General features: G+C 63.4%; 10 protein-coding genes. 1 reads left to right on the forward strand and 9 read right to left on the reverse strand.

Going from position 1 to position 13,076, the window contains the following annotated elements; all coding sequences use genetic code 11:
• Position 1: 1 nt before the first annotated feature.
• Positions 2-1,231: an HlyD family secretion protein gene (locus tag ATB98_RS07005; protein WP_066871069.1), complete on the forward strand. Its 1,230-nt coding sequence runs from the start codon at positions 2-4 to the stop codon at positions 1,229-1,231.
• Positions 1,232-1,369: 138 nt separating this feature from the next.
• On the opposite strand, the gene ATB98_RS07010 is transcribed toward ATB98_RS07005, so the two are convergent.
• From ATB98_RS07010 to ATB98_RS07050, 9 genes are all read right to left on the reverse strand, one after another.
• Positions 1,370-2,362, reverse strand: coding sequence for a glycoside hydrolase family 3 N-terminal domain-containing protein (locus ATB98_RS07010; RefSeq protein ID WP_066871072.1), 993 nt, complete (start codon positions 2,360-2,362; stop codon positions 1,370-1,372).
• 77 nt (positions 2,363-2,439) lie between these two features.
• The gene (locus ATB98_RS07015) at positions 2,440-4,023 is read right to left on the reverse strand and encodes a GMC family oxidoreductase (protein ID WP_066871075.1); all 1,584 of its coding nucleotides are present in this window, start codon (positions 4,021-4,023) and stop codon (positions 2,440-2,442) included.
• 21 nt (positions 4,024-4,044) lie between these two features.
• Positions 4,045-5,544, reverse strand: a complete 1,500-nt coding sequence (locus tag ATB98_RS07020) for a GMC family oxidoreductase (protein ID WP_066871078.1) — start codon at positions 5,542-5,544, stop codon at positions 4,045-4,047.
• An 11-nt stretch (positions 5,545-5,555) separates the two neighbouring features.
• Complete coding sequence (locus ATB98_RS07025) at positions 5,556-6,656, reverse strand: ABC transporter ATP-binding protein (RefSeq protein ID WP_066871081.1); 1,101 nt, start codon at positions 6,654-6,656, stop codon at positions 5,556-5,558.
• A gap of 4 nt (positions 6,657-6,660) precedes the next feature.
• A complete protein-coding gene (locus ATB98_RS07030; protein WP_153435619.1) occupies positions 6,661-7,566 on the reverse strand; it encodes a carbohydrate ABC transporter permease in 906 nt (301 codons plus the stop codon).
• Entirely contained in the window at positions 7,559-8,452 is an 894-nt protein-coding gene (locus ATB98_RS07035; protein WP_066871087.1) for a carbohydrate ABC transporter permease, read from the reverse strand. Before ATB98_RS07035 ends, ATB98_RS07030 begins: the two co-directional genes overlap by 8 nt.
• A gap of 62 nt (positions 8,453-8,514) precedes the next feature.
• Positions 8,515-9,762, reverse strand: a complete 1,248-nt coding sequence (locus tag ATB98_RS07040; RefSeq protein ID WP_066871090.1) for an ABC transporter substrate-binding protein — start codon at positions 9,760-9,762, stop codon at positions 8,515-8,517.
• Between the two features lie 62 nt (positions 9,763-9,824).
• Positions 9,825-11,141, reverse strand: coding sequence for a histidinol dehydrogenase (gene hisD / locus ATB98_RS07045; protein WP_066871093.1), 1,317 nt, complete (start codon positions 11,139-11,141; stop codon positions 9,825-9,827).
• A gap of 103 nt (positions 11,142-11,244) precedes the next feature.
• Positions 11,245-13,047 carry a thiamine pyrophosphate-binding protein gene (locus ATB98_RS07050; RefSeq protein WP_066871096.1) on the reverse strand — a complete coding sequence of 601 codons (1,803 nt, stop codon included), beginning with the start codon at positions 13,045-13,047 and terminating at the stop codon, positions 11,245-11,247.
• Positions 13,048-13,076 lie beyond the last annotated feature (29 nt).

A 13,076-nucleotide genomic window follows, 5' to 3' on the forward strand; every position in this document is an offset into this window, starting at 1 on the left:
CATGCTGGAGTTTCTGATCTGCTCGCTGCTCACCATTTTCCCTGACTACCTGTTCCGCCGGTATGGCCAGGGAAAGCGCATCGGTCGCGAGATCAATCTCTATTCAATGTGGTTCGAGCTCCGCTACGGCATCACCGCCTGCGTGATCCTCACCGTCTCGCTGATCACGATGATCTTCTATTTCCATCCGTCGACGAGCAATGTGACGGCCGTGTTCCGCACGGTCACGATCCTGCCTGAATCGACCGGCCGGGTGGCGGAGGTGTTTGTCGGCGCCAACGAGAAGGTCGCGGCGGGCGCCCCGCTCTTCCGCCTCGACAGCAGCGAGCAGCAGGCGGCGCTCGAGACGGCACGCCGCCGCGTGGCGGAAATCGACGCGGAAACAACCGTGGCGCAGAGCGAACTCGCCTCCGCCGACGGGCTGATCGCCCAGGCCCAGGGTGCCTATCTCCAGGCACAGAACGAACTCGATACGCAGGTCGAACTGAACGAGCGCAACCCCAACATTGTCGCCCGGCGGGAAATCGAGCGTCTGCAGGTCGCCGCCGATGGCCGCAAGGGCGCGCTGGCCGCGGCGGTCTCGAACAAGCAGACGCTGGAGACCAAGCTCGCATCGCTCTTGCCGGCCCAGAAGGCCAGCGCCGAGGCGGCGCTCGCCCAGGCCCAGGTGGAGCTGGACAAGACGACCGTTCGCGCCGGCGTGGCTGGCACCGTGCAGCAATTCACGCTGCGGCCCGGCGATATCGTCAATCCGATGATCCGCTCGGCCGGGATCCTGGTGCCTGATGACCGGCGCATCGGCTTGATCGCCGGCTTCGGCCAGATCGAGGCCCAGGTGATGAAGCCAGGCATGATCGCCGAGGCGACCTGCATCGGCAAGCCGTTCACGATCATTCCGTTGGTCGTGACCGAGGTGCAGGACGTCATCGCGGCCGGTCAGTTTCGTCCGACCGACGTGCTCGTCGACGTGCAGCAGATGGCTCGCCCCGGGACGCTCACGACCTACCTGGAGCCGCTCTACCAAGGCCAGCTTGCCGACATCCCGCCGGGAAGCAGTTGCATCGCCAACGCCTACACCAGCAATCACGACGCGCTGCATGCGCCGGACATCGGCACCATGCGCTGGCTCTACCTGCATGTGGTGGACGCGACGGGGCTGGTGCACGCGATGATCCTGAGGTTGCAGGCCCTACTTTTGCCTGTGCAGACGCTGGTCCTGACGGGGCATTGATGCGGAGGACGCCCCGGATGCCGCTGTCCCTCCCCGGGCCCGCTCTCGCTGCGTACGAGGTTTGCGCGTCTGATTAGACGCGCGGCGCTGTAGTGCGCCGCTCGCCGGCGAGGGTCGCCGACGAAGCGGAATTGCCCATTACATGGCATGAGAACGGACGCGGTCGGCGGCGCTGGCAAGGCGTTCCGGGGACAGCTTGCCACACTTCACGGCCTCGACGAGGCCGTCGCACAGTGCTTGAAGGTGCGGTCCTCCGCTGACCAGCAGCAAGTCCGCACCGGCGTTCAGCGATGCAAGTGCCGTCTCCAGCAACGTCCGCCGACGCATCGTCGCTGGTGCGTCGAGATCGTCGGTAACGATCAGACCATCAAATCCGAGATCGCGACGCAGCATGCTGATGACCGGCTCGGATGTGCATGCCGCATTTTCAGGATCGAACGCGGTCACCGGTGCCGGCCCGAGCATGATCGCCTTTGTGCCGGCCTTGATCGCCGCACGGAAAGGCTCGGCGTTACGAAGGATTTCTTCGCGCCCCGTGCCGAGTGACACATCGACGAGTGCCGGATCCGCCTCCAGGTCGTTGTATCCGGGGAAGTGCTTCGTGGTTGCGACGACCCCCGCCCGCTGCACGCCGATGATGTAGGCGGAAACCAGGCGGCTGACCTCCTCCCTGTCGCTACCAAGCGTGCGGCCCGCAAGCCAAGGATTGCGACCATCGACGACATCGGCAATCGGAGCAAGGTACATCGTCACGCCCAATGACCTGGCGGCCTTGGCATTCTCAAAACACATGCGCTCCACTTCACCAGGGGAAAGCGATCTCGCTTCCTCGAGGCTAGGCAGCGGAGGCGCAAACCCCTCGAGCCGCCGAATACCTGACATCTCCTCATCGACCGCAACGATGAGGCGCGGGTTCGCAAGCTTCAACCTCGCTATCGTCTCGCGAAAGGCGGACGCGGTTTCGTTCAGCAGGCGTTCCCTGGACATCCTCCTGGCGACATACTCGCCTCGCGATTCTCCAATCAGGATCGACGAGCCGCCGTTGCGTAAGAACGGTTCAATGATGTCGTGGAAATCCGGCGTATCGAACGCCGGAAGGAAAACGGCCCTTGCATCCCGCTCAATCGTCATTTCCTGCTCCTTGGGAGATGTTGCCGGCACCAACGACTTCGTGCCGTCGGTGGTGCCGATGCCTGTGTGTTATTTCTCTACATCGACTGCTTGAGGTGATCCGCAGCCTTCTCGCCGATCATGATGCACACCGCGTTGGGATTCCCGGAGATGAGCGTCGGCATGATCGAGGCATCCGCCACACGAAGCCCGCTGACCCCGCGAACCCGAAGCTGCGGGTCGACGACAGCCATGTCGTCCTCACCTGCCCGGCAGGTGCCGGCCGGGTGCAACGCGGCATGGGCCTCGCGTCGACAGAAATCTCTGATCTCCTGGCGGGAAGACAGGGCGGCGGGAACATGCCGGCGAGCGAGATAGCGACGGATCGCCGGCTGCTCCATGATCTCCATCGCAAACATCGTGCCCTCCGTCAAAGCCTCCAGGTCTTGCGGCTCCGCGAAATAGTTGGGGACGATCCGCGGCGGCTCGACCGGATTGGCGCTGTCGAGGCTTATCCGTCCTCGCGACCGGGGTCGTATCTGTCCGAGATTGATCGTGCAGCCGTTCCCTCCCGGCACGGCATCCACCCCTTCCTCGATGCCGGCGCCCACGACCATGAAGTACTGGATATCCGGAACAGGCTCGTCCTTGTCGCCCCACCAGAAGGCGCCGCCTTCGATCAGATTCGACGATGCCGGCCCTCCCCTGAACAGAAGATAGTTCAAGCCTGCGAGCGCCTTCCAGTGCAGCTTCTTGTACTTGTCGTAGCTGTGGGGCCCGGTCAGCTGGTAGATGAGCGATATCTCGATGTGATCCTGGAGGTTCTGCCCGACACCGGGCAGATCGGCATTGACCTTGATGCCTTGCTTCTGGAGATGTTCGGCCGGTCCGATGCCGGACAACATCAGCAGCTTCGGCGAATTGATCGCTCCGGCAGACAGGACGACCTCCCGCTCGGCGCGCAGGATCTGAGTTCGCCCGCCCTTCGCGAATTCGACGCCGACCGCTCTTCCTTTTTCGATGATTATTCGCGTTACTCGCGCCCCGGTCTCAATCCGCAAATTGCGTCGCTTTCGCGCCGGGCGGATATAGGCGGCAGCGGCGCTGCTGCGCCGGCCGTTTCGCGCGGTAATCTGATAAAGACCGCACCCCGCCTGGTCGCCCCCGTTGAAGTCCGCATTGTAGGGCAGGCCTGCCTGCTGGCAGGCGAGCAGCCATGCCCGCGTCAGGGGATGGATGTAGTCGATGTCCGAAACCCCCAGTGGACCGCCAGTCGCATGGCTCTCGTTGCAGAAGCGGTTGTTGTCCTCCGCCTTTAGGAAGTAGGGCAGGACATCGCGATAGCCCCAACCCGTCGCGCCGAGCTCCACCCAGCGCTCGTAGTCGGAAGGAACGCCCCGGATGTAGATCATCGCATTGACGGAGCTCCCTCCCCCGAGGACGCTCGCCTGCACCATGGTCGGGGCCTCGGAGCGATCCTGCTCCGGTCTCGGGATCCAGGGCATGCGCTTCAGCAAGGAACCCTGCGCCGTCTTGTAGTAGGCGCCCGGGATGTGGATGTACGGATTGACGTCTCTCGGTCCTTCTTCCAGAAGGACGACCGAGCAGTCCGGATCCTCGGACAGGCGAGAGGCGACCACGCAGCCGGTGGAGCCGCCGCCAACGACGATGTAGTCAACCATTCAGGTCCTCCCCCGCTCGATTTACAACCGTGCCTTGATCGCATGCCCGGCCTTGATCGCCAGCGCCGCGACCGTCAGGGCGGGGTTGACCGCTGCCGATGTCGGCAGCACCGAAGCATCGGTGATGTAGAGATTGTCGAGGTCGTGTGACCGGCAGTCGAGCGACACGACCGACGTCTTCGGGTCATTGCCCAGCCTTGCCGTTCCGCACTGGTGCGAGGTCGTCTTGCGGCCGAAGGTGCGCGTGAGCACGATCGGAAAGCCCGCCTTGCGCATGACCTGCCGGGTTCTCTTGATCAGCGTTTCGTGGGCACGCATGTTGGAGCGCACCCAATGCATGACTATCCTGCCGTCCCGCACCATGACGCGGCTTTCGGGGTTCGGCAGGTCCTCGCTCGTCAGGAACCATCCGTAGGCATAGCGCGCCATCAGCCTTGCGATCCATGCGGGCACCGTCGGCGTCTGTGCCTTGAGGATATTGCCGGTGATATGGCCGAGCAGCTGGACATTGCCCAGCGGCAGACCGGTGTCCGGGTCCCTGTTGTAGAAATCGTTGAAGGCCAGGGTCTTCTGGTAGACGGCGGTGTTCGGAGACCTTGGATCGATCGTCAGCATCGCCGTCGTATTGTGGTTCATGAAGTTGCGGCCGAGCTGATCGGAGCTGTTGCCGAGGCCGCTGGGATGCGCGCCATTGGCGGATCGCAGCAGCAGGGCGGCGGACTGGACCGCGCCGGCGGCGACCGCGAAGATATCGGCGCCGATCCGCTGCTCCACACCGTCTTTGATGAACGCGGCGGCCGTCACCTTCGTGCCGGAGGGGTCCGTTTCCAGCCGCACCACATTGGCGCCGGTGATGACGCTGACATTCGGGTGCGTGAGGGCACTGGCCAGCGGGCCGACCTCCGCGTCGATCTTGCCGCGGCCGGTGTTCGGGAAGGCGTCCCACCCCGTCTTCGCCCGTCTAAGCCACTCCTCGATGTCGATCGCCAGCGGCAGGCTTGCCGGATGAACGCCGGCCTTGCGCAGCCTTTGGCGCACCGCGGCGATCGCCGGCTCGTCCGGGACGGCCGGGAAGCGGAAGGGATGCGACCGGGGCGGGTCGGTCGGATCCTCGCCCGCCGCGCCGCGAACGCCATAGATTTCCTCCGCCCGCTCATACCAGGGCTCCATGTCGGCATAGCCGAGCGGCCAGCCGGGCGATCTGCCTTCCATGTGCGGCCGGGGCAAAAAATCTTCGGCCCGGTAGCGGTACATCACCGCGCCGAAGAATTTCGAATTGCCGCCGACATAGTAGTAGTTGCCGGGCAGGAACGACTCGCCATCCGTCCCCACCCATTCTTCGGTCGACCTGTAGAAACCCTTCTGGAAGATCGCGATGTCGTCGCGAGCCTCGGGCGTGTCCTCGAGATACTCTCCGCGCTCGAGAATGACGATCCGCTTGCCGGTGTCGGCGAGGCTATAGGCGAGCGAGCTGCCGCCGACCCCCGAGCCGATAATGACGATGTCCACTGCCTGCCGCATGGAATACCCCGTCAGTTGATCAGTTCCTCGCTGTCGGGATCGAAGAGCACGACCTTCGATCTATCGACGGCGAGTATTGCCGAGGCGCGTGCATTCACTTGCTTCGGCGGCAACCGGGCCGTGACCTCGACGCCGCCGAGTTGGAATACGGCGAGCGTGTCGGGGCCCGTCGGCTCCACCACATCGACGTCGACCGAGATTGCGCCCTGCGCCTGCCCGTTTCCGACGCTGAACATTTCGGGCCGAATGCCGAAGAGCACCTTGCGGCCGGCATATCTGGAGGCCGCCCGGCTGGACAGTTGGATCCCTGGAATGCGCACCGCCGGCCTCATCGCCATGTCGATGACGGCGGTTGCGCTACCGCCCTCGATCTCGACCTTTCCTGGAATGATGTTCATCGCAGGCGAGCCGACGAACTTTGCGACATAGACGTTCGCCGGCCGGTCGTAGACGGTTTGCGGGTCGTCGAGCTGCTGCACGACACCGCCCTTCATCACCGCCACGCGGGTCGCCAGCGTCATCGCTTCGATCTGGTCGTGGGTGACATAGACGATCGTCGTGCCGAGCCGCGCGTGCAGGCGCTTGATCTCGGTGCGCATGTCGACACGAAGCTTTGCGTCGAGGTTCGACAGCGGCTCATCGAACAGGAACAGCTTGGGCTGGCGCACGATGGCCCGACCCATCGCAACGCGCTGGCGCTGACCGCCGGAGAGTTGCGAGGGTTTGCGATCCAGGAGGTGCGTGATCTGCAGCAGGTCGGCGGCAGCTCGAACGGCCTTGTCGCGCTGGGCTGCCGGGACCCCGCGGATCTTCATGCCGAACTCGATGTTCCGGCGAACCGTCATCGTCGGATAGAGCGCATAGGACTGGAACACCATGGCGATGTCCCGATCCTTCGGCGACAGCTCGTTCACGACCTTTCCGGCAATCCGGACCTCGCCGCCGGAAATGTTCTCCAGGCCGGCAATCATGTTCAGGAGCGTCGACTTTCCGCATCCGGACGGGCCGAGAAGCACGAGGAAGTCGCCCGTGCCGATCGAGATGCTCACCTCCTTGAGGACTTCGAGAGAGCCGTAGGTTTTGCGAACGCGGTCGATTTCAAGAGTGGACATGGGATCAGCCTTTCACTGCGCCGGCCGTCAGTCCGCGGACGAAGTAGCGTCCTGCGATGATGTAGACCAAAAGGGTGGGAATGGCGGCGATCATGGCTGCGGCCATGTCGACGTTGTACTGTTTGCGCCCGGTGGTGACGTTGACGATGTTGTTGAGCGCAACCGTCATCGGGCTGTTGCCGCCGGACGTGAACGAGACACCGAACAGGAAGTCGTTCCAGATCTGCGTGAACTGCCAGATGCAGGAGACCACGATGATCGGGATCGACGTAGGCAGGATGACGCTCCAGAAGATCCTGAAGAAGCCGGCCCCGTCGACCATCGCGGCCTTGGTAAGCTCGTCGGGCAGCGAGACGAAAAAGTTCCGGAAGAACAGCGTCGTGAAGCAGATGCCGTAGGCGACATGGACGAACACGAGACCGGGAATGCTGCCCGCAAGCCCGAGGAGTCCCAGCGTCCGGGCCATCGGGATGAGGATCGCCTGATAGGGCAGGAAGCATCCGAAGAGCAGCAAGCCGAAGACGAAGTTTGCACCCGGAAATCGCCACTTCGTCAGAATGTAGCCGTTGATGGCGCCGATGCCGGTCGAAAGGACGACGGCCGGAATGACCATGAGCAGCGAATTGGTGAAATAGGGCTTCAGACCCGTGCACTCGGTGCCGATGCAGGCCTCGGACCAGGCGGCACGCCAGGCCTCGAGCGTGACCGTTTGCGGCAGTCCGATGAAGGAGCCGCCATAGATTTCATCGAGCGGCTTGAGCGAGGTCACCACCATCACCCACAGGGGCATCAGGTAGAGAGCCGCCATGACACAGAGCGGACCATAGATGAGCAGGCGACCGAGACGCATGCGAGTTTTCCGCGGGAGTGCTTCGTCGATCGGTTTGTGCTGCGCGAGGGCGTTAGCCATTGTTGCGCTCCCGAAGTTCGGAATAGAGGTAGGGGACGATAATCGCCGCGACGGTCATGAGCATCATGATGGCGCTCGCTGCCCCGACGCCCATCTGGTTCCTGCGGAAGGTCGCGGAGAACATGAAGGTCGACGGAAGTTCCGTGGCCGATCCCGGACCGCCATTCGTCAGCGCCAGCACGAGGTCGAAGCTCTTGATGGCGATATAGCTCAAAAGAACGATGACGCTCAGCATCGCCGGGCGCAGCATCGGGATGATGATCTGCCGATAGATGAGCGGCAGGCCCGCGCCCTCGATCTGCGCCGCCTTGATGACCGAGTTGTCGATGCCTCTGAGGCCCGCCAGGAAGATCGCCATGGCGAAGCCCGAGGATTGCCAGACGCCAGCGATGACGACGGTGTAGATCGCCATGTTCGGATCGGTGATCCAGTCGAAGGTAAAGCTCGTCCAGCCGAGTTCGTTGACGACCTTCTGGATGCCGAGGCCGGGGTTCATGATCCATTTCCATGCCGTGCCGGTAACGATGAACGACAGGGCCATCGGATAGAGATAGACCGCCCTCAGGAACCCCTCCGCCCGGATATTCTGGTCGAGCAGGATCGCCATCAACAGCCCGATCCCGGTCGAGAGCGACAGGAAGAGCGCAGAGAAGATCAACAGGTTCGCGACGGCAGTGTGCCAGCGCGGCGTCGCCCACAGCCGGACGAATTGCTCCAGGCCCACGAAGTCGTAGACCGGCACGAACTTCGAGGAGGTGAAAGAGATCACGCCCGTCCAGAGGATGAACAGGTAGACCGTGACGATGACGACGAGCAGGCTGGGAGCGACGACAATGCGTGGAAGCCAGCCTGCCAATCGCGATGAAAAGCTTTTGGCGGCGTTCATGAGCTAGCTCCGATGACCGGGTCCAATGAGGGGGCCGGGTGCCGGGGCACCCGGCCGGTATGTCAGCGGGCGTTGTCGATGCCTTCGACGAGCATCTTGACCGCGTCTTCGGAAGACATGCTGCCGACGAAGAACTGGGCGGCGACATCGCCGAAGACGGCTGCGAATTCCGGCTTGGCGGCGAAGCCGTGCGTCATCGCGCCCAGCATGCTGCCAGCCTTGATGGCTTCGGCACGCTCGTTGAAGCCGAGTTTCGCGCAGTCGTCGAACTCATCCACGGAGACATCCGTTCGCGCCGGGATGGAACCCTTGATCAGGTTGAATTCCTTCTGCACCTTGGGGTCCATGATCGTTTCGGCGAGCGCCACCTGGGCCTTCTGGACAGTCTCGTCCTTCACGGTGAACATGCCGAAGCTGTCGATGACGTATTGGAACGTCGGCACCTTGGCCGGCGTCGCGAAGCAGTAGAAATCGGTGTTCGGCTTCAGCCCCTTGGCCAGGAATTCGCCCTTCGCCCAGTCTCCCATGAACTGCATCGCGGCTTCGCCATTGATGACCATGCCGGTGGCGACGGCCCAGTCCCGGCCGACGAAGTTGTCGTCGACGAGGCCGCGAACCTCGCGCAGGGCGTCGAATACCTTGACCATTTCCGGACTGTTCAGGGTCGCCGGATCGAGGTCGATCGCCGCCTTCTTGTAGAATTCCGGCCCGTGCAGGTCCGACAGCAGCGCATCGAAGATGATGCCGATCTGCCAGGGCTCGTCGCCCATCGCGACCGGGGTGACGCCTTTCTCCTCGAGCTTCTTGCCGGCTGCGATCAGCTCTGCCCATGTCTTCGGAACGGCGATGCCGGCCGCGTCGAAGATTTTCTTGTTGGCCCATACCCAGTTCTGCCGATGCATGTTGATCGGTGCCGCGATGAAGGCGTCTCCGGCGGTGACGAAAGTGAGCAATTGCGGGGGCAGCGCCTCGCGCCAGCCGCCGGCACTCGCAAGGTCGTTCAGATCGCGAACGACCCCTTGCTCCGCCCATTGCGGACCTTCCCAGCCGAGAAACTGCATTGCGCCGGGCGGGTCGCCCGAAGTCAGGCGCGACCTCAGGGCCTGCTGCGCGTTCGCACCGCTCATCCCTCCGACGGCCGAATCCTTCCACTGGAAACCCTTGGTCTCCAGGTCCTTGCGGATGACGTTGAGCGCGTTGACTTCGCTTTGCGAAACCCAGTGGTGGAGAACCTCGATCGTGCCTTCCGCACGCGCGGCCGCCGGCACCAGCATCGTGGCGGCGACGAGACTTGCAAGAAACTTCGACATCTATTCATTCCTCTCTGGTTACGGTTGATCGCTGGCCCTTGGCAGGCTCTCTCTGCGCGAAATTATTGGTTGGGGTCTGCCGGCATGGCGTAGCCGACGTTCTTGCGGCCGTAGCGGCGAACGCGGATGTTCGACTGCTCCGCGTGGCCGGCAAATCCTTCCATGAGGCAAAGTCGCGAGCCGTATTGCCCGATCAAAGCGGATGCCTCGTCCGTCTCGATACGCTGGTAGGTGCAGGTCTTGAGAAACTTCCCGACCCAGAGGCCGCCGGTGTAGCGGGCAGCCCGGTTCGTCGGCAGCGTGTGGTTGGTACCGATGACCTTGTCCCCGAAGGAGACGTTGGTGCGGGCACCAAGGAAGAGCGCGCCGTAATTGCGCATATTGTCGAGGAAGTAATCGGGATCGCGGGTGAGGACCTGGACGTGCTCGGAGGCAATCCGGTCACCCTCGGCGACCATCTCGTCGATCGTGTCGCATAGGATGATCTCGCCGAAGTCTCCCCAGGCCTTTGCGGCAATCGCCGCCGTCGGCAGGATCTTCAGGAGGCGATCGATTTCACTGAGGGTATCGCGGGCGAGCCTTTCCGAGTTCGTGATCAGAACCGCGGGCGAGTTGACGCCGTGCTCGGCCTGTCCGAGGAGGTCGGTCGCGACCAGCTCGCCATCGACGCTGTCGTCGGCGATGACAAGCGTTTCGGTCGGGCCGGCGAAGAGATCGATGCCGACCCTCCCGAAGAGCAGCCGCTTGGCCTCGGCGACATAGGCGTTGCCGGGGCCGGCCAGCATGTCGACGGGTGCGATCGTTTCCGTCCCGTAAGCCATGGCCGCGATCGCCTGGACACCGCCGAGGCAATAGATCTCGTCGGCGCCGGCGAGCGCCTGGGCAGCGACGATCTTCTCGGAGATCCTGCCCTGGAAAGGCGGGGCGCAGGTGATGACGCGCTCGCAGCCGGCAACCCGCGCGGTCAGCACCGTCATATGCGCCGAAGCCAGCAGCGGATATCTGCCACCGGGAACATAGCAGCCGACATTCTGGATCGGCACGTTGCGATGACCGAGGATCACGCCTGGAAGCGTCTCGACCTCGAGATCGGTCAGTGCTGCCTTCTGGGCCTCCGCAAACTTGCGAACCTGGTCCTGGGCGAAATCGAGGTCTTCGCGTTGCTGCTTCGTGAGGGCGTTGATGGATCGTTCGATTTCCAGCTTCGAAAGGCGATAGGATTCGCGATCGAGCTTGTCGAACCGGATCGACAGTTCGCGAACTGCCCTGTCCCCACCCTGCCTGACTTCTGCGAGAAGCGCTTCGACTGCTTTCGTCACCGCGCCGTCGGTACCGCTTTCTTCTACGGAGGCCCGGGCTGATTTGATGTGCCGTATCATGACAAAGACTCTTCGTTTACGGTCGCCGCAAGCGCCGCACTCTCAAGGTTAGGGATGGTGGGGTGCGAGGGCGGCGCGATCGCCCCCTCGCCTGCTGCATGTCTCAGAGATGCTGCTCGCGGGCGCGCATCTCGGCGTAAGCAGCCTGTTCCTTCTCGTAGTAGGCCGGCGACGGGAAGTCCCACCAGCCGGTGGCGAACGGACCTGCAGCATCGCGCGATACGATGACTTCGACGAGCGCCGGACCGCCGCATTCGAGCGCCGCCTTCACGCTGCTTTCGAGATCCTCGTCCTTCTCGACCTTCCAGGCCTCCAGGCCGAAGGCGCGGGCGGAAGCCGCTATATCGGCCGAATAGGGCTCGCCATTGCCGGCGTGACGGTTGAACTCGGATGCGATGTGGCGCCCCATGAACTTGCGCTGACCGCCGCGGATCGACATGTAGCCCTGGTTGTTCAGCACCAGGAACACCACGTTGATGCCGTTCATCGCTGCCGTGCCCATTTCCGGCAGTGACATCATGAAGTCGCCGTCGCCGACGATCGCGGCCACCTGGCGGTCGGGGCAGGCGAGCTTCGCCCCGAGTGCGGCCGGGACCGCCCAGCCCATCGGGGAATAGGAACCCGAAGTCAGATGTGTGCGCGGCTCATAGACAGGGAAGCTCTGCTTGACCGATCCCTGCGTATTGCCGGAACCGACGACGACGATGCCGTTGCGGTCCAGCACCTTGCGCAGCGCCATCAGCGGACGCTGCGAGGTGAAGGGCGTTTCCCGGCTGTTCTCGCGAGGCTCAACCTGGGCGCGCCAGTCGGCCTTTGCCTTTTGAACGTCGGCAAGGAACGTCTCGCGGCGCGACAGCATCTTCCTGGAGTCTGCGTCCGAGATCATCGCCAGCAGCGCTTCCAGAGCGACCTTCGCATCCGAAACGATGCCGACTTCGGTTTCGTAGTTCTTGCCGATCTCACGCGGGTCGAGATCGATATGGATGAGCTTTGCCGATGGGATCGAGAACGACACGCCCTTAGCGTAGGACGAGGCCGACCAATCGGTGAAGCGGCATCCGACCGAGACGACGACGTCGGCGGAAGCGGTGATCTTGTTGCCGCAGGTCGTGCCGGTCTGGCCGACGGCGCCGATGAAGAGCGCGTGATCTTCCGAGATCGCTCCCTTACCGTTCCAGGTGATCGACACGGCCGCGCCGAGCTTTTCGGCAAGGCGGGTCAGTTCGGCCGAGGCGTTCGCGGTGATCGCACCGCCACCTGCGACGATGACCGGACGCTCGGCGTTGAGCAGCACCTTGATGGCCGCCTCGATCGCCTTCGGGTCCGGATAGGCGACCCCGATCGGCAAGCGCTTGTCGAGCGGGTGAATGGTGACGTCCGCCGCCTCGACCTGCACGTCCATCGGCACTTCGACGTGCACGGGACCCGGACGGCCCGTCATCATGGCGCTGAAGGCGCGGTGCATGATGCTCGGCAGGACCTCGACCGAGTTCGCTTGCCAGGCGCGCTTCGTCACCTGCTCGGTGATGCGGGGGAAGGCGTTATCCTGCTGGCGCTCCAGCTCCTGCATGGTGCCGTGGCCATGCATGTAGGTCTGCGGCGAACCGGAAACGTAGAAAAGCGAGGTGGAGTCGCAATAGGCCGTTGCGAGACCAATGATCGTGTTCGCGGCACCCGGACCCACCGAGGTCGAGCAGGCCATGGGACGACCCGACGCACGAAAATAGCCATCCGCCATGTGCACGGCGCTCTGCTCGTGCATGACCTGGATGAATGGAATCTGCGACCCTTCTTCCAGAAAGGCGTCGAAAAGCGACCAGATGCCGTGCCCCGGAACACCGGCCACATACTCCACTCCATATTCCTTCAGCGCTTTCGCGACGACTTGACCGCCCGTGAGCTTCATCTGATCAACCCTCCTCGGTTTGTTCTTGC

Origin of the sequence: Sinorhizobium saheli (assembly GCF_001651875.1) — a bacterium.
GTDB lineage: Bacteria > Pseudomonadota > Alphaproteobacteria > Rhizobiales > Rhizobiaceae > Sinorhizobium > Sinorhizobium saheli.

What these genes read in the sequence shown, in the direction of transcription:
- ATB98_RS07005 (WP_066871069.1), top strand. Translation starts at nt 2, where the DNA reads ATGCTGGAGTTTCTGATCTGCTCGCTGCTCACCATTTTCCCTGACTAC.
- ATB98_RS07010 (WP_066871072.1), bottom strand. Translation starts at nt 2,362, where the DNA reads ATGACGATTGAGCGGGATGCAAGGGCCGTTTTCCTTCCGGCGTTCGAT.
- ATB98_RS07015 (WP_066871075.1), bottom strand. Translation starts at nt 4,023, where the DNA reads ATGGTTGACTACATCGTCGTTGGCGGCGGCTCCACCGGCTGCGTGGTC.
- ATB98_RS07020 (WP_066871078.1), bottom strand. Translation starts at nt 5,544, where the DNA reads ATGCGGCAGGCAGTGGACATCGTCATTATCGGCTCGGGGGTCGGCGGC.
- ATB98_RS07025 (WP_066871081.1), bottom strand. Translation starts at nt 6,656, where the DNA reads ATGTCCACTCTTGAAATCGACCGCGTTCGCAAAACCTACGGCTCTCTC.
- ATB98_RS07030 (WP_153435619.1), bottom strand. Translation starts at nt 7,566, where the DNA reads ATGGCTAACGCCCTCGCGCAGCACAAACCGATCGACGAAGCACTCCCG.
- ATB98_RS07035 (WP_066871087.1), bottom strand. Translation starts at nt 8,452, where the DNA reads ATGAACGCCGCCAAAAGCTTTTCATCGCGATTGGCAGGCTGGCTTCCA.
- ATB98_RS07040 (WP_066871090.1), bottom strand. Translation starts at nt 9,762, where the DNA reads ATGTCGAAGTTTCTTGCAAGTCTCGTCGCCGCCACGATGCTGGTGCCG.
- hisD (WP_066871093.1), bottom strand. Translation starts at nt 11,141, where the DNA reads ATGATACGGCACATCAAATCAGCCCGGGCCTCCGTAGAAGAAAGCGGT.
- ATB98_RS07050 (WP_066871096.1), bottom strand. Translation starts at nt 13,047, where the DNA reads ATGAAGCTCACGGGCGGTCAAGTCGTCGCGAAAGCGCTGAAGGAATAT.